Here is a 15,116-nt window from a genome sequence, read left to right as displayed (position 1 = left end):
GATGGCCGCTCGCTGGATTTCCAGGCGCTCGCCCCCCCTGTTCATCGAGATCTGCCGCCGAATCCGGCTACCCCTTCACGACCGACAAATGGCGACAGAGCGCAGCACCTCGAAGGGACCAAGGGTCGCCGCGAAGGAGGCCCGCGGAAATACCGGCGATCCCTGGACGCCGATCCATCTGACCGAGGGCAAGAGCCCGATTCCGGGCGAGCGGGACTGGACCCACGACCTGCTGGTCGATCTGCTGTATCGCGCGAACTGGCTGGTTCCGGTGCCCGCCCTGACCGAAGACGGATGCATTGTCTCCCGGAACCGGGACAGTGTCCCCGACACCTTGTCCCGGCAGCCCGAAACGCCGGGCGCGAAGGTCAGGCAGCCTGATGCGTCGAACGTCGCCCGCGCCGGTCAAGGCGTTTCAGGCCGTCCTTCGAGGGGCCTTGCCGAAGCGGTTTGGGGCAGAACGCGCGCCTAGAAATCCTGCCAGCCGCCGTCGTTGACCGCCTGGCGCAAAGGGGCGCTCGGAACAGCTGCCGGCACCGGATCCGGGGCGGACGCAGCGGGACGGGCACGCGCCGGTGCGGGCGCAGTCCCATGTGCCGACGGCCGCCGCTTGAGATCGAACCGCGCCACAAGCCGTTCCAAGGTTGCGGCATCGGAGTTCAGCGTGGTGGACGCGGCCGTCGCCTCCTCGACCATGGCCGCGTTCTGCTGGGTGACCTTGTCCAGTTCGGAAACCCCGACGTTGATCTCGCCCAATCCGACCGACTGTTCCTCGGCCCCTTTCGCGATGTCGGCGACAAGACCCGCGATGTTGCCCACGCGTTCGACGATGTCGGTCAGCGCCTCGCCGGTGCGGTTGACGAGGGCCACGCCGGATTCGACCTCGTCGGAGCTGGTCGAGATCAGGGTCTTGATCTCGCGCGCCGCCTCGGACGAACGCTGAGCCAGCGCCCGCACTTCGGACGCCACGACGGCAAAGCCGCGGCCGGCCTCGCCCGCGCGGGCTGCCTCGACGCCCGCGTTGAGTGCCAGAAGGTTCGTCTGGAAAGCGATATCGTCGATCACGCCGATGATCTGACCGATGCCGTCCGAAGATCGCTTGATGCGCGACATGGCCCCGACCGCGTCCTTCACCACCAAGCCGCTTTCCTCGGCATGGTTGCAGGCCCGCTTGACCACCTCGGCGACCTCTGCCGCGCCTTCGGCCGCGGCCCGCACGCTCGAGGTCATCTGGTCCAGCGCCGCGGCGGTCTCTTCGAGCGTCGCGGCCTGGTTTTCGGTCCGGTGCGAAAGCTCGTCCGCGGCGGTGCTGATCTCGTCGGTGCGGGTCCGGATCTCGGCCGCGTTCTCGGCGACGATGCCGATCAGGTCGTTCAGCGTATCGATGGTGGCGTTGAAATCCGTCCGCAGCCCTTCGTAATTCTCCGGGAACGGCTCTTCCAGCGACCGGGACAGATCGCCCGAGGCCATCCGCTCGAGCCCCGCCCGCAGGGTCTGGACCACATGCGCCTCTTCCTTCTGGCGCTGGCGCGCTTCCTCGTCGAGCCGGCGCGCCGCCTTCAGCTTGATGCGGAAGGCATCGGCCCGGTCGGCAATCCCACCGATCTCGTCCTGCCGATGCGCATGCGGCACCTCGGTCTCGAGATCGCCGCCCGCCATCTGTTCGAACGCGCCGCCAAGATCGCTGAGCGGGCGCAACAGCACCCGCAGCATCACAAGCAACACCGCCATGGCGAGTGCGATCAGCACCGCGGTCACGGCCAGCCCGGTCTGGCGCTGCACCGCGATCGCATGGTCGATCCGGCTGCGGTCGATGCCGACATAGAAGATCCCGATCGGCTGGCCCTCGGGTCCCATGATCGGCTGATAGACGGTCATGAACGGCCGACCGAGGATGATCGCCTCTCCGCTGTAGGTCTGGCCCTGCAACATCGCCGCCCTGACCGGATTGTCCCGGCCAAGCGGCGTGCCGACCGCGCGCGTGCCGTCGGGTTTCTGGATGTTGGTCGACACACGGACGAAGTCGTCGCTGGCGGCGTCCCAGGCGAAAAGGGTCGCGGTTTCGCCCGACAACCCGCCCACATGGTCGATCAGCGCATTGTCCGTCAGGTCGGGCAAGCGGTCCCAGGTCACCCGGCTGACCGTGCCGTCGGGCGCGTTTTCAAACCCGATGCCGCCAAAACGGTTGTCGAACTGGTCGATCAGAATGCGCAAGGACGTGGTCTGGCGCTGTTGCGCGGCCTCGCGCATCGCCTCGGCGGTCTGGCGCTGAAGCACCACCCCCTGGACGATGCACAGCACCAGCACGAGCAGGCCCGTACCCAGCGTCAGGACGACCTTCAAGGATAGCTTGCTGAGGCGCATCGTGCCGTCTCCCGAAGGGGCCGGCGCCGCGGCCCTGCCCGCACCGGCCCGAATATCTGTCGTGGCGCCCGTCGCGCCCCATGCCGCCACGCAACCACCGCGGCCGCACCGGACCGGCCGCCAATCCGATCGTTCAGCGCCCGTCCCCGGACCAGCCCCAAATCCAGGCACAAGTCGATCCCGTCCTGTTTCGCCGGTCAAAATTGACGCAGAGTAAATGAAAAAGCGAATCTTGCCCTCACTTCGGGCGGTTTCGAGAGGAACCCCGGCCCGGACAGGACTGCGGCGTCTTTCGGTGTTCCATGATTGTTCCAATCGCGCTAGACTGGTCCGGCAAGAGACGATGGGCAGGGGCATGCTGGATCATGGCGGGCATCTCGCCGGTCTGAACGACCGGCAGCGCGCGGCTGCGAGTCACGGGACGGAGGGTGCGGGGCCGCTTCTGGTCATCGCGGGGGCGGGGTCTGGCAAGACGCGTACCCTGGCGCACCGGGTGGCGCATCTTCTGACCGGCGGCGCCGATCCGGGCCGGATCCTGCTGATGAGCTTTTCGCGCATGGCCGCGCAAGAGCTGACCCGCCGGGTCGAACGGCTGCTGGCCGGATCCGACCGCGCCTGGCCCGCGGGCGCGCTATGCTGGTCGGGGACCTTCCATGCCACTGGCGCCCGGCTCTTGCGCGAGAATGCGGGCCGGCTGGGGCTCGACCCCGATTTCGTCATTCACGACCGCGAGGACAGTGCCGATCTGATGAACCTCACCCGGCATGGGCTGGGCCTCTCTTCGACCGAGAAACGCTTTCCGGCCAAGGGCACCTGCCTTGCGATCTATTCGCGCTGCGTGAATGCGGGCAGCCCGCTGCCCGACGTCCTGGCCGACCGCTTTGCCTGGTGCCTGCCCTGGGAGGACGAGCTGAAACGGCTTTTCGGGGCCTATGTCGCGGCCAAGCAGGCGCAGAATGTGCTGGATTACGACGACCTGCTGCTGGCCTGGGCGCAGGCGATGGAGGACGAAAGCTTCGCGCGCTGGGCCGGGGCGCAATGGGACCATGTCCTGATCGACGAATATCAGGACACCAACCGGCTGCAGGCACAGATCCTGATGGCGCTGAAACCCGACGGGCGCGGGCTGACCGTGGTCGGCGACGACGCCCAGGCGATCTACGGCTTCCGCGCCGCGACGGTGCGCAACATCCTCGACTTTCCCAAGGCCTTCGAACCGCCCGCCACGGTGATCGCGCTCGACCGCAACTACCGCTCGACCGGGCCGATCCTCGCGGCCGCCAATGCAGTGATCGGGCAGGCGCGCGAGCGCTTTGCCAAGGAGCTCTGGACCGACCGCGCGGGCGGCACCAGGCCGCAACTGGTCACCCTTCCCGACGGCCGCGACCAGGCCCGCCATGTCGCCGGGCGCATCCTTGCCGCGCGCGAGGCGGGGCTGAGGCTGAAGGATCAGGCGGTGCTGTTTCGCACCTCGAGCCATTCGGCCGAGCTGGAAATCGAGCTGACCCGACGCCATGTGCCCTTCGTCAAGTTCGGCGGGCTCAAGTTCCTGTCGGCCGCCCATGTCAAGGACCTGCTTTCGGTGCTGCGGCTTCGGCAGAACCCGCGCGACCGGGTCTCGGGCTTTCGGATGCTGCAGCTTGTGCCCGGGATCGGCCCGGGCACGGCCGCGCGGGTGCTTGACGCGCTCGAGGCCGCCCCTTCCCCGGCCGAGGCGCTGCGCCGTCTGGCCCCTCCGCCCCGGGCCGCCGCCGACTGGCCCGCGCTGGTCGAGCTGTTGACCGCGCCCGCCGGATGGCCGGACCTGATCGGCGCCGCCCGCGCCTGGTATGCCCCGCATCTGGACCGGCTTCACGAGGATGCCGAAAGCCGCCGCGCCGATCTGGAACAGCTTGAACGGATCGCGGCGGGCTATCCGGATTGCGCCCGGTTCCTGACCGACCTGACGCTCGATCCGCCCGAGGCCACCAGCGCCGAGGCGGGCGTGCCGCTGCGCGACGACGACTATCTGATCCTGTCGACGATCCATTCCGCCAAGGGCCAGGAATGGCGGTCGGTCTTCGTGCTGAATGCGGTCGATGGCTGCATCCCGTCCGATCTGGGCACCGGATCGGAGGCCGAGATCGAGGAGGAACGACGGCTGTTGTACGTGGCGATGACCCGCGCCAAGGACAGCCTGGCGCTGGGGGTGCCGCTGAAATTCCATGTCACCCAGCAGGCCCGCTTCGGCGACCGCCACCTTTATGCCCGGCGGACACGCTTCATCCCCGACTCGATCCTGAGCCAGTTCGAGCAGGTCTACTGGCAGGACCCGCCCGGCCCCGACGGACCGGCAGATGGGACCGAGGCGCCCCGGCTCGACCTGCGCCGCCGGATGCGCGACATGTGGGCCTGACCCGGCCCGCTCAGAAAGACAGAAACCGGCGCCGCGCCTCTTCGGCGATGGCCTGGCGCATCTGCAGATCGGCCAGTTCGGCCATCGCGGTCTTGCGTTCCGCCGGATCGGTCAGCGAAGCCAGCCGGGCCTTGCAGGCAAGAACCTGCTTTTTCAACGAGATTTCTTCCGGCAGCGCGCCCGCCTCGGCCATGATCCGGAACCCCGCCGCCTCGGCCGCGCCGACGAAGGCATCGCCCGTCCGGTCGGGCAGCGGCTCCCCCTCGCCCGCGAGCCCCTGCAGCTGGCCGCGCGCCTGGGCCTGCAGGATCCGGCGCTCGACCAGTCTGGACATCCACGACATCGCCACTCTCCTTCGCGGCACCAGCCCCCGCATTCCGCCTCTGGACGGCGGTTTCCCCATTCCTTATATAATTGGTAGGAATTACAGGAGCCGCCATGACCGAGCCGCAGGGAAAGCTTGAAGGCACGCCGCTCATCGAGCCCTCGACCACCGACCATCCGATGTACGACCAGGTCGTCCAAGCCTGCCGTACCGTGTACGATCCCGAGATCCCGGTCAATATCTACGATCTGGGCCTGATCTACACGATCATCATCGACCCCGAGAACGTGGTGAACATCACCATGACGCTGACCGCGCCCGGCTGTCCGGTGGCGGGCGACATGCCCGGCTGGCTGCAGGAGGCGGTCGAGCCGCTGCCGGGCGTGAACCGGGTCGAGGTCGAGATCACCTGGGACCCGCCCTGGGGGATGGACATGATGTCCGACGAGGCGCGGCTGGAACTGGGCTTCATGTAGCCCGGCCGCGCCGCCTGCCCTTGCCGGCCAGGGTCCGGGCTCTTGCAGGAGGCCCACCGCGCCCTAGCTTGGCCCCGAAGGAAACGAGGTACGCAATGTTCGGCATTCCCGGAAAACAGGCTGTCAGCCTCACCCCCGCCGCGGCGGCGGAGGTCGCGCGCCTGATGGACCAGCAAAACGCCCAAGGGCTGCGCATCGGCGTCAAGAAGGGCGGCTGTGCGGGCATGGAATACACCATGGACTATGTCGCCGAACTCGATCCGATGGACGAGATCGTCGAACAGGGCGGCGCCCGGGTCGCGATCGCGCCGATGGCGCAGATGTTCCTCTTCGGCACCGAGATCGACTACGAGACCTCGCTGCTGGAATCGGGGTTCAAGTTCCGCAACCCCAATGTGGTCGATGCCTGCGGCTGCGGCGAATCGATCAAGTTCCGCGAAACCGACGCCGCCGAGGGCTGATCGCCTCTCCTCCGCATGCTCCGGCCCCGCACCGTCCGGCGCGCCTCGCTTGCGCGGAAAAGGACCGTTCCGCCCGGCCGGGAAATCGCCTAGGAAGGCCGGAATCATCATCAGCGACAAGGGAGTGAGCGCATGCGCAGGAAGCTGGCGGCCGGAAACTGGAAGATGAACGGGCTGAGCGGCGCGCTTGGCGAAGCGGTCGCGCTGGCCGCGGCCCATCCCGCCCCCGGCATCGACATCCTGCTCTGCCCGCCTGCAACGCTGCTCGACCGGATGGCGGATTCGGTCCATGGCTCGAAGGTCGCGGTCGGCGGACAGGATTGTCACCCGCTGGTGTCGGGCGCCCATACCGGCGATATCTCGGCCGAGATGCTGGCCGATGCGGGTGCAAGCTACGTGATCCTCGGCCATTCCGAGCGCCGCGCCGATCACGGCGAGACCGACGCGCTGATCCGCGCCAAGACCGAAGCCGCGCTGGCCGCGGGCCTTGCGGCGGTGGTCTGCGTCGGCGAGACCGAGGCCCAGCGCGACGCGGGCGAGACGCTGGCGGTGGTCGGCGCGCAGCTCTCCGGGTCGCTGCCCGATGCGGGCGTCACCGCCGAGACCGTCGTCGTGGCTTACGAGCCGGTCTGGGCCATCGGCACCGGCCGGGTGCCGACGCTCGAGCAGATCGCCGAGGTGCATGACAGCCTGCGCGCCGCGCTGAAAGACCGCTTCGGCGCCGCGGCCGAGGGCATCCGGCTGCTCTATGGCGGGTCGGTCAAGCCCGGCAACGCGGCCGAGATCTTCGCGACCTCGAATGTCGACGGCGCTCTGGTCGGCGGCGCCTCGCTGAAGGCTTCGGATTTCTCGGCGATCATCGCAGCGCTTGAGGCCGCCCCGGCGGCCTGAGGCCGCCCCCGGCAAAGCCGGAGCGGCAAAAGCGACGGAACGTCCCGAAATCGAAGACCCGTGGCGGTCCGAGACGTGCGCGCGCGGCCTATGCGAAACAGTCGCTGAAACCCTGGCGCGGCCATTGCCGCGACGAGCGCGGGCCGCGAGTGACGCGGCCCGCAGCGGCGGAGCCTGAGCCCGCTCAGTAGCCCAGGGCCGCGCGGATCTGGGCCACAACCGGCGGCACCAGAACCGGCGCGTCGGCCGCGCCCTCGGCTGCGGCGGTCAGCAATGCCTTCTCGTCCTCTGGAAGATCCGAGGCCGCAATGAGTTCGGCCACCGCTCCGGCATCGAATCCGCCCTCGGTCAGCGCAAAGGGCAAGGCCGTCCCGGCCGCGGATGCGTCGGCCTGCGACCCGGCCTCGGGCGCTTCCGCTTCAGGGCCTTCCCCTTCCGAGGCCGGTTCCGCCCCTCCCGGGTCTGCCGTCTCCGGTGCCTCCGCGCTCTCTCCGTCTGCGCCCTCTTCGTCCGTGCCCTGATCGTCTGCGTCCTGGCCCGCCGCTGCCGGGTCCTCTGCGCCCGCCCCGTCCAGGGCCGGGTCGTCCTGCGGCATGGCGGTATCCGCGGCACGCCCCTCTTCGGGAACCACGGCCTTGACGCTGCCATCGCCCGAACCGACCGCTTCGGTCTCCTCCGGGGTCCCGCCCGCCGCGGGGGCCTCAAACGACTCGGTCGGCGTCTGCTCGCCGACGCTCATGTCGTCATCGGCCGAGGCCATGCCCGAGTCGGCCTGCGGCCCGGTCGCGGCCTGATCCTCCGGCACTCCGTTATCCTCCGGCGCTCCGACCGGCGCCTCGGGAGCCTGGCCCTCGGCAGGCCCGGGAGCCGCCTCGGCCGCGGGGGCGTCGGCCGCGTCGGGAGCCGCCTCTGCGGGTTCAGGCGTCGCCTCGGGCGCGGCCTCTCCGGATGCGGGGACATCCGCGCTTCGCGCCCCGGGACCGGCCATGTTGCCCAGATACCAAAGGAACCCGCCCAGCCCGAAAGCGGCGAGAATGACGATCGCTGCAAGAGCCTTTTTCATCCTATCCTCCTCTGCCGCCGGAGCATCCTGCCCCGGCCCTCGCCCCAGAGCTTGTCGCATGCCGCCACCTGCGGCAAACCGGCCCGTCGCCGCAGGCCCAGAGCCTTGCCCGCAGACGGAAAACCGCCTTGAAGCGCGCCCGCCCCGGCGGTAACTTGGGGTCTACTCAATTGCAACGATCCAAGGAGCGACACCATAGCCCGCCGACCTCACAACGCGCCGCCAACGCGCGATACCGGCCCTCGCATCAACGGACGCATCCGCTGCCCGGAAATCCGCCTGATCGGCGCCGAGGGCGAAAATCTCGGAGTCGTGGCCCCCGCCCGCGGCATGGAACTGGCCGAACAGGCCGGGCTCGATCTGGTCGAGATCTCTCCCAATGCCACGCCGCCGGTCTGCAAGATCATGGATTTCGGCAAGTTCAAGTATGAACAACAAAAGCGCGAATCCGAGGCCCGCAAGAAGCAGAAGGTGATCGAGGTCAAGGAAATCAAGTTCCGCCCCAACACCGACAGCCACGACTACGAGGTCAAGATGCGTTCGGTCATCAAGTTCCTCGAGAACGGCGACAAGGTGAAGGTGACGCTCCGGTTCCGCGGCCGCGAGATGGCGCACCAGAATCTCGGGCGCGAATTGCTGGAACGGGTGGCCGAGGACGTCAAGGAAATCGGCAAGGTCGAGAACATGCCCAAGCTCGAAGGCCGCCAGATGGTGATGATGATCGGGCCGGCCAAGTAAAAAAACCCGCCCGTCCAGCGATCGGCCGCCCTTCGGGGCGGCTTTTTCGTTATAGTTGTTCTTATCTCGACAAAGGTAACGCTAGGTCAACCGTCGCGGCGGATAGTCCCATCGCATCCGCTTGCGCAACAGGGAGACCGTCAGCGTCATGGCCGAAAAGAAACGTCAGCCGGCACGTCTTTGGGCCTATGGGCTTCAGGGCCAGACACGCGAACGCGTCGCCGAGGTTGGCAAGATCCTGCTGCCGCATCTCGATGCGGTGCTGGCGAGTTTCTATGAAGACATCGCCAATACCCCCGACTGGGACGCGTATTTCACGACCGAAGCGCTGCGCGCACACGCCCGCAAGAAGCAGAAAGAGCACTGGATTCTCATGTTCAGCTCGAACTTCTCGCAAACCTATTTCGAAAGCGCGGAAAAGATCGGCCGGGTCCACCACCGGATCGGCCTGCCGATCAGCCATTACACCGCGGCCTATGCCCGGGTCGGTCTGGCGCTTCAGGGCCTCATCATGGCCGAGGTGCGCAAGAAATCCTTCCTCGGGCGCGGCGACCCGACCCCTTACATGGACGCCCTGTCGCGCGTGCTGATGCTGGATACCGAGGTCGCGAACTCCGGCTTCTTCGCCGCGCAGGCCGAGGAATACGAGACCCGGCTTTCGACGCTGGGCCGCAATTTCGAGGATGACATCGGCCGCATCACCGATGTGCTGTCGGCCTCGATGCGCCGTCTCGACGATGCGGCGGGCACCATGACAACCGAAATCTCCCGCGCCCGGCAAGGCGCCGACTCGCTGTCGGACAACGCCTCGAGGATCGCCACCAGCGCGCAATCGGTCGCCTCGGCGATCGACGAACTGTCTGCCTCGATCACCTCGATCACCCAGGACGTGAACAATGCCGCTTCGGCTTCGGCCAATGCGATGGCAGAGGCCGAGGCGTCTTCGGAACAGGTGGAAAGCCTGCAATCCGCGGCCGAGGAAATCGGCGAGGTGGTCAACCTGATCGCCGAGATTGCCAAGCAGACCAATCTTCTGGCGGTGAACGCCACGGTCGAGGCCTCGCGCGCGGGCGATGCGGGCAAGGGCTTTGCCGTGGTCGCCTTCGAGGTCAAGGCCCTGGCCGAACGGATCAGCCAGGCGACCAGTTCGATCAACGACCGGATCAAGCGGATCCAGTCCGAAACCCAGCTGATGGGCACGCGGATGACCGGCATCAGCGACTGCGTCAGCCGGGTGCGATCCTTCTCGGACAGCATCCGCGTTGCGGTGGCCGAACAGACCCAGGCCGCCCAGCATATCTCCCAGCATGCCGAGTCGACGGCCTCAAGCACCACCGACATGGCCCAGATGATCCACGACGTCTCGCATCGGGTGGAACGATCTGGCGACACGTCCATGGCGCTCAAGGACGCGGTCGGCACCGTATCGGGCGAGGCGGGCACATTGTCGGACAAGGTCCGGAATTTCCTCGTCGCATTGCGCGCCGCCTGAGCGAAGCCGGACCCCTCACGCGCAGGAGCGCGCCAATCGCCGATGCGCTGCCCCCCCCCCGGGGCAGAGCCGCCTTGCCCCGATCAGGACTGCCGCAATCGCGCCCGGTCTCGGAGCCAGATGCCCGGTGCCCACGCGCAGATACCGGGCGTCCCGGCTTCAGGGCTGCCGCGGTCCGCATCGGCCCCGAGGACAAAGGCCGCCTGTCAAACATCTGAAAGCAGAGATCCGGTACCCGATCGCCCTCTTTTCGAGAAAGCGGCGCCCGATGGCGCCGGGCGGTCGGTCCAGGCATCTGGTGGATCGGATTGACGATGACCCTGTCCGGCCCTGGCATCCAGGCTTTGCAGACCTATCCATATGGCGCGAGTCCAATGAGGATCTTGGGCTTGCGGGCGAAGTTGCAGGCCGCCATCACGTGCGCGGGGCGGGTGCGGAACCGGCAACAGGGCCATGAGATCGGGCCCGATCATGGACGACAGGGACATGATTTTTCCGGTGCCGCGCCGAGCCCCCAACAAGACAACGGGGCCCATTCACCTCGCCGCACCCGGTGCCAGCACGCGTGGCGCCATCACCCGCCGCCAGTCGAGGCCCTCGAACAGCGCCTCGGATCGGGCGCGGGGCAGCCAACCCGTCCCGCACCTTCGGCCAGATGATGGACCCGCTCCCGAGGCGTTTGCAGATCGGCACCGGGCCGCTTCCGTTCCAGACGGGGATCTGCAGCCGGTCGCCGCGCGTCGACCGGACCACGACCGTCAGCCCGGAATACGGGTCGAGGCCCAGCTCGTGTCTCGCGCCGTCGCCGCCAGCCCGTCATGCCCCCGCCAGGATCCTGCGAGGCACTCGGATCACCATGTCACCTGTCTCGATCCGGTCCCGACAGAATTCCTGCGCAAGGTCCGGCGCGTCGACCACCGATGGCGCGAACTCTGGGAGGCTCAGCGAGCCTGCCGCATCCAACGGAAGCGCACGCCCCCCATCACGGGCCTGCCGACACCGCGTCGTCAGTTGCGACGGCAAGAGCCGATGCCGCCGAGCAACATCGCCCACACGAGCCCCGGGCCCGAAGCTCTCCAGGACACTCCGCGCCGTGACCTCCTCCGGCCGGCTCCTCCAGACCATAGAACAGGCCGTCCGCCATTCCGACCTGAACGCCGGGCGCGCGGGAAGACGGCACGGCCTCGGATCGCTCAGGAAACCGCAATGCCAAGGGGGGAAAACGCTCGCTTTCTGCGGAATGGACCGCGCCATCAAACCATGGGATCCAACACCTGGTGCGACGCGGCCGATCCCCGCGTCGGGGCCAAACCAGCGCCCCCGGACACCAAAGACAGAGCGACTTTCCGGCGCGGGGCGGCCGAAGCGCTGCCCCGGACAGACCGATGGCACAGGAGGCCGAGAGCCTTCGCAACCAAAGCGGTCCATGGGCCAATGCCGGCGGTCGGAGGACGTGCGGGCCAACGCGCAGCCCGCCGCGGGCCGGACTGCAGGCCCGCCCCCCCGGGCTCAGGCCTCGCGCGGCTGCGGACGCGACGGGATCTCCTTCAGAAGCCCGCCCACCGCCATGTCGGCAATGGCGGCAGCATCGACCTCGATGCCGCAAGCCACCCGCTCCAGCACCCAGTCGGCCCCGTTCAGCGCGGGCGAGCGGGCACAGCCCGGCAGCCCGATCACCGGCCGCCCGCCCTGCGCGCCCAGAAACAAGAGGTTGCCCGGATCGACCGGCATGCCGAACCGTTCGACCGTCCCGCCCGCAAGCCGCACCGCCTCGGGCCCCACGTCGCGCGGGTCCGAGGTGGCAGAGCCGGTCAGGATCAACCCGATCTCGCCCGGCAGATCGGCCAGCGCCGCCGCCATCGCCCCGGCCTCGTGCGGCACGACCCGCACCGCACCGAGAGAAATCCCCAGTGCCTTCAGCCGGGTTTCGACCGCAGCCTCGCCCTTGGCGGTCAGGCCCGGCTTTTGCCCCGCCACCTCGGACAGGATCAGTCCCGCCGACCGCCGCCGCACAGGATGCACCCGCAGCGCCGACCGGCCGGCCTCGCAAGCCCGGGCAAGCGCCGCGCCGGGAACGGCATAGGGCAGGATCTTGACGGTGCCGACCAGCATGCCGGGCGCGACCCGGACCAGCGGTGCAAGGGTCGCCAGCGTGATGCCGGGGTCGACCCGATTGATCGCCTGGACCGCCGCGGCGTCGAGCCCGACAACCCCGGGGCCGACCGCGTGCAGGTTCACCCGCCCCCGCGCCGCCGCCCCGATCCGGAGCGCCGCGGCCAAGGGGTCCGGAACCAGCGCCGCCGCCAGCCGCGCCGCCGCAACGTCCTCGGTCACGTCGTCCGGATCGGGGCGCGCGACCGTGACCGAGGCGATGCCCGCCGCTGCCAGCGCCGCGCCATCCTCGGCCGTCAGCACGCGGCCTTTCTGCAGCCGCCGCCCCGCCAGCGTCAGCGAATGCGCGAGGATCGCGCCCTCGGCCTCGGAGGGCGGCACCGGACCGAAGCGCATCAGCCCCGCCTCAGCCGCTGGACGATCTCGGCCAGGATCGCGACCGCGATCTCGGCTGGCGATCGGGCTCCGATATCAAGCCCCACCGGCGCGTGGATCGCCGCGATACGGTCGGGCGTCAGCCCGGCCGCCTGCAACCGCTCGACCCGCCTGGCATGGGTGCGGGGCGAGCCGAGGCAGCCCAGATAGAACGCCTCGGACTGAAGCGCGGCCAGAATCGCCGGATCGTCGAGCTTGGGATCATGGGTCAGGGTCACGACCGCGGTGCGGGCGTCGAGGCCGAGGCCCGCCAGCGCCTCGTCCGGCCAGGCGTCGATCAGGGTCTCGCCGGGAAACCGCGCCTCGGACCCGAAGGCCGGGCGCGGGTCGATCACCACCGGGGCAAAGCCCGCCAGCCGCGCCATCCGCACCAGCGGCTGGGCGATATGGACGGCCCCGACAACGGCAAGCCGCAACGGCGGATTGTGAATCCCGATGAAGGCCGCCCCCTCGAAGCCCGAGCGGTCGGCGCGCATCCGGTCGGCCAGAACCGGCCCGAGCCCCGGATCGCCGGGCCCCGCAAGGCGCCGCGCCCAGCTGTCGGTTTCGACCACATAGGCCACCGCCCGGCGCGCGGCCCGGGCCGCGACCAGATCGGCCAGAAGCGCCTCGGGCAGCGCCGCCCCCACCGGTTCGACCAGCACACGAATGCGGCCGCCGCAGGCGAGCCCCACGGCAAAGGCATCCTCGTCGCTGACCCCGAAGTCAAGCAGGCGCGGGCGGCCGTCGCCCAGCGCCTCGAGCGCCTCGGCGATCACCGCGCCCTCGACGCAGCCGCCCGAAACCGACCCCGCCATGCCGCCCGCGCCCGAAACCGCAAGCTGGCTGCCGACCGGGCGCGGCGCGCTGCCCCAGGTCTCGACCACGGTGGCCAGCGCCGCACCCTGCCCCGTCCGGTGCCATTCCAGCGCGGTCTCGGGGATCGCGTCATGGTCTGCGATCTGCATGGATGGTGCCCTCCCTCGGCCCGGATATTGGGGGGCCGGGCCGCCGGGGGGAATAGGCAAAAGGTGGCGCCCCCGCCCGCCAGAGGTCCGGCGGGCGAGGGCCGAGGCCGATCATTCGGCGGGCGCGGCCTTCGCGGCTTCGGCCGCCGCGGCGCGGGCGGCCTTGCGCCCGACGATCCGGCGCGGCAGCAGGATCGCGATCAGGATGAAGGCAGCCCCCATCACGATGCCCGCAAGATCGCCTTGCAGCGCCGGAATCGCGGCCGGGTAATCGGCCCCCGGGATGGCGCCCAGCGTCCATTTCTCGCCGTTCAGAAACCCGATCGAGTCCCAGAACGGATAGGTGATCATGAAGCCCGCGGCGCCGACGAGCCCACCGGCCACGAAGAACAGCGCGTCGATCCGGCCGACGGCAAGCCCGCAGAGCCCGGTGCCCGGGCAATAGCCCGCGATGGCCCAGCCGAAGCCGAGGATCGCGCCGCCCAGCAGCACGCCCACATGGACCGCCTTCACCGACATGTGGCCCACATCGACAAGCCCGTAGATCTGCCCCGCGAAGATCAGGATCGAGGCGGTGCCGATGGCCACGAGGATCGTCTTCATCAGGTTGGTATCGGTCAGCGTCAGCATCTTCGCGATCCAGTTCGGGTTCGTGGCCCCGATCCGGTCGAGCATCGCGCCGAAGGCCGCGCCCAGAAGCCCGGCGATGACAAGGGTCATGGTCATGGCTCAGCCCTCCTTCTTCAGAAGCATCATCGCCGTCGGGAAGGCGGTCAGGAACGCCCCGAAGGCAAAGACATAGCCCGAGACCGAGGTCTGCATCATCCCCGACATCATGTGCCCCGAGGTGCAGCCGCCCGCGAGCCGCGCGCCGTAAAGCACCAGAACGCCGCCCGCGAAGGCCAGGACCCAGCGCAGCGGCCAGAAGCCGCCGGTATTGGCGCGGTACATGGCGGGCACGTTGCGCTCGCCCTTCGGCACGGTCGAGCGGATCAGCGAGGACAGGAACGCCCCCACCATCATCGCCAGCACGAAGACCACCGGATAGGTCAGCGGGTTGCCCGCCTCGGCCGCCAGCGCCCCGCCCGATTTCGCCAGATAGGCATTGGTCGAGGTAAAGCCCTCGGCGGTTTGCGTGACGATGCCCGCGTCGGGTTGCTGGAGGTTCCACAGGATGGCGTCGAGCACCACGAACTGGGTCGAGACGCCGATCGGCTTGGCCAGAAGCACGGCCAGGAAGAAGACGATCCCAAGGAGCGGACCGCCAATCTTCCAGTTGAGTGGCATGGGTTTCACCGGATTTCACTCCCCTCATTATATTCTCTGTTTGGAATATAATGACAGCGCGCGACGAGTCGGATCAAGACGGATCGCCTGTGACAAAAACGGGAACGGAAAACGCGAAAAACGCCGTGGG

At 68.8% G+C, this 15,116-nt stretch carries 14 protein-coding genes; 7 read left to right on the top strand and 7 right to left on the bottom strand.

The features are described 5' to 3' along the window. Position 1: 1 nt before the first annotated feature. Positions 2–472 (top strand): hypothetical protein, encoded by a 471-nt coding sequence (locus BYZ73_RS03490; RefSeq protein WP_181497946.1) that lies wholly within the window; start codon positions 2–4, stop codon positions 470–472. Here BYZ73_RS03490 and BYZ73_RS22620 read toward each other — a convergent pair. Beyond that, on the bottom strand, positions 469–2,364 hold the full coding sequence (locus tag BYZ73_RS22620) for a methyl-accepting chemotaxis protein (protein ID WP_245943034.1): 1,896 nt from the start codon (positions 2,362–2,364) through the stop codon (positions 469–471). The genes BYZ73_RS03490 and BYZ73_RS22620 overlap by 4 nt on opposite strands. 355 nt (positions 2,365–2,719) lie before the next feature. On the opposite strand from BYZ73_RS22620, the gene BYZ73_RS03480 reads away from it, so the two are divergent. Continuing rightward, positions 2,720–4,759 carry an ATP-dependent helicase gene (locus BYZ73_RS03480; protein WP_112314912.1) on the top strand — a complete coding sequence of 680 codons (2,040 nt, stop codon included), beginning with the start codon at positions 2,720–2,722 and terminating at the stop codon, positions 4,757–4,759. A gap of 10 nt (positions 4,760–4,769) precedes the next feature. Here BYZ73_RS03480 and BYZ73_RS03475 read toward each other — a convergent pair whose 3' ends face one another. Continuing rightward, positions 4,770–5,102 (bottom strand): DnaJ family domain-containing protein, encoded by a 333-nt coding sequence (locus BYZ73_RS03475; protein ID WP_108022886.1) that lies wholly within the window; start codon positions 5,100–5,102, stop codon positions 4,770–4,772. A gap of 95 nt (positions 5,103–5,197) precedes the next feature. Between BYZ73_RS03475 and BYZ73_RS03470 the strand changes: the two genes are divergently transcribed. The 3 genes from BYZ73_RS03470 (at position 5,198) to tpiA (ending at position 6,912) form a co-directional block, all read left to right on the top strand. After that, on the top strand, positions 5,198–5,560 hold the full coding sequence (locus tag BYZ73_RS03470) for an SUF system Fe-S cluster assembly protein (protein ID WP_112314911.1): 363 nt from the start codon (positions 5,198–5,200) through the stop codon (positions 5,558–5,560). A gap of 95 nt (positions 5,561–5,655) precedes the next feature. Beyond that, complete coding sequence (locus tag BYZ73_RS03465; protein ID WP_108022882.1) at positions 5,656–6,021, top strand: HesB/IscA family protein; 366 nt, start codon at positions 5,656–5,658, stop codon at positions 6,019–6,021. Positions 6,022–6,153: 132 nt separating this feature from the next. Then, positions 6,154–6,912 carry a triose-phosphate isomerase gene (gene tpiA, locus BYZ73_RS03460; RefSeq protein WP_112314910.1) on the top strand — a complete coding sequence of 253 codons (759 nt, stop codon included), beginning with the start codon at positions 6,154–6,156 and terminating at the stop codon, positions 6,910–6,912. 184 nt (positions 6,913–7,096) lie between these two features. On the opposite strand, the gene BYZ73_RS03455 is transcribed toward tpiA, so the two are convergent. Further along, complete coding sequence (locus BYZ73_RS03455; protein WP_112314909.1) at positions 7,097–7,975, bottom strand: midas domain-containing protein; 879 nt, start codon at positions 7,973–7,975, stop codon at positions 7,097–7,099. 195 nt (positions 7,976–8,170) lie between these two features. On the opposite strand from BYZ73_RS03455, the gene infC reads away from it, so the two are divergent. Both infC and BYZ73_RS03445 read left to right on the top strand, forming a co-directional pair. Then, a complete protein-coding gene (gene infC / locus BYZ73_RS03450; RefSeq protein ID WP_108022877.1) occupies positions 8,171–8,713 on the top strand; it encodes a translation initiation factor IF-3 in 543 nt (180 codons plus the stop codon). Between the two features lie 148 nt (positions 8,714–8,861). Continuing rightward, positions 8,862–10,205 (top strand): globin-coupled sensor protein, encoded by a 1,344-nt coding sequence (locus BYZ73_RS03445; protein WP_108022875.1) that lies wholly within the window; start codon positions 8,862–8,864, stop codon positions 10,203–10,205. A 1,509-nt stretch (positions 10,206–11,714) separates the two neighbouring features. Here BYZ73_RS03445 and BYZ73_RS03435 read toward each other — a convergent pair. From BYZ73_RS03435 to BYZ73_RS03420, 4 genes are all read right to left on the bottom strand, one after another. Further along, a complete protein-coding gene (locus BYZ73_RS03435; RefSeq protein ID WP_112314907.1) occupies positions 11,715–12,713 on the bottom strand; it encodes a molybdopterin-binding protein in 999 nt (332 codons plus the stop codon). Next, on the bottom strand, positions 12,713–13,693 hold the full coding sequence (locus BYZ73_RS03430) for an XdhC family protein (RefSeq protein ID WP_112314984.1): 981 nt from the start codon (positions 13,691–13,693) through the stop codon (positions 12,713–12,715). Before BYZ73_RS03430 ends, BYZ73_RS03435 begins: the two co-directional genes overlap by 1 nt. A gap of 117 nt (positions 13,694–13,810) precedes the next feature. Beyond that, positions 13,811–14,425, bottom strand: coding sequence for a DUF6691 family protein (locus BYZ73_RS03425; RefSeq protein WP_108022868.1), 615 nt, complete (start codon positions 14,423–14,425; stop codon positions 13,811–13,813). Positions 14,426–14,428: 3 nt separating this feature from the next. Continuing rightward, a complete protein-coding gene (locus BYZ73_RS03420) occupies positions 14,429–14,986 on the bottom strand; it encodes a YeeE/YedE thiosulfate transporter family protein (RefSeq protein WP_112314906.1) in 558 nt (185 codons plus the stop codon). Positions 14,987–15,116 lie beyond the last annotated feature (130 nt).

Source organism: Rhodovulum viride (assembly GCF_003265965.1).
GTDB lineage: Bacteria > Pseudomonadota > Alphaproteobacteria > Rhodobacterales > Rhodobacteraceae > Rhodovulum > Rhodovulum kholense.
This window is presented reverse-complemented; position numbering and strand designations above follow the sequence as displayed.

Coding starts and splice junctions, on each gene's coding strand:
- BYZ73_RS03490 (WP_181497946.1), top strand. CDS start 2: ATGGCCGCTCGCTGGATTTCCAGGCGCTCGCCCCCCCTGTTCATCGAG.
- BYZ73_RS03465 (WP_108022882.1), top strand. CDS start 5,656: ATGTTCGGCATTCCCGGAAAACAGGCTGTCAGCCTCACCCCCGCCGCG.
- BYZ73_RS03420 (WP_112314906.1), bottom strand. CDS start 14,986: ATGCCACTCAACTGGAAGATTGGCGGTCCGCTCCTTGGGATCGTCTTC.
- BYZ73_RS22620 (WP_245943034.1), bottom strand. CDS start 2,364: ATGCGCCTCAGCAAGCTATCCTTGAAGGTCGTCCTGACGCTGGGTACG.
- BYZ73_RS03455 (WP_112314909.1), bottom strand. CDS start 7,975: ATGAAAAAGGCTCTTGCAGCGATCGTCATTCTCGCCGCTTTCGGGCTG.
- BYZ73_RS03425 (WP_108022868.1), bottom strand. CDS start 14,425: ATGACCATGACCCTTGTCATCGCCGGGCTTCTGGGCGCGGCCTTCGGC.
- tpiA (WP_112314910.1), top strand. CDS start 6,154: ATGCGCAGGAAGCTGGCGGCCGGAAACTGGAAGATGAACGGGCTGAGC.
- BYZ73_RS03470 (WP_112314911.1), top strand. CDS start 5,198: ATGACCGAGCCGCAGGGAAAGCTTGAAGGCACGCCGCTCATCGAGCCC.
- BYZ73_RS03475 (WP_108022886.1), bottom strand. CDS start 5,102: ATGTCGTGGATGTCCAGACTGGTCGAGCGCCGGATCCTGCAGGCCCAG.
- BYZ73_RS03480 (WP_112314912.1), top strand. CDS start 2,720: ATGCTGGATCATGGCGGGCATCTCGCCGGTCTGAACGACCGGCAGCGC.
- BYZ73_RS03445 (WP_108022875.1), top strand. CDS start 8,862: ATGGCCGAAAAGAAACGTCAGCCGGCACGTCTTTGGGCCTATGGGCTT.
- BYZ73_RS03435 (WP_112314907.1), bottom strand. CDS start 12,713: ATGCGCTTCGGTCCGGTGCCGCCCTCCGAGGCCGAGGGCGCGATCCTC.